The 236-nt window shown below is 68.6% G+C and carries 1 protein-coding gene; it reads right to left on the reverse strand.

The annotated features are described in order from the left end of the window. A partial coding sequence (locus HKX41_13545) for a hypothetical protein (GenBank protein NNC25157.1) occupies nt 1–206 on the reverse strand: 206 nt, incomplete at its 3' end. Between the last annotated feature and the right edge of the window lie 30 nt (nt 207–236).

A 236-nucleotide genomic window follows, 5' to 3' on the forward strand; every position in this document is an offset into this window, starting at 1 on the left:
CTGAACTCGCCACGCGGGATGAGCGTGAGGCCGGCGGTCAGCGAGGCCGGGAAGGAGAGGCCGGCTATCCTGCCCGCCAGCAGGCCGGTGGCCGTCTTGCCCAGGATGGAGATTATGGCCGCAACCGCGGCCGCGGCGAGCACCGCCTGCAGTTCGGCCTGGAATACCGCGACCGCAACGCCGAGTACCACCGCCTCAACGATCATTACAGTTACCTCACGCCCGCCGCGACCTTG

It is taken from the genome of Salifodinibacter halophilus, from assembly GCA_012999515.1.
Lineage (GTDB): Bacteria > Pseudomonadota > Gammaproteobacteria > Nevskiales > Salinisphaeraceae > Salifodinibacter > Salifodinibacter halophilus.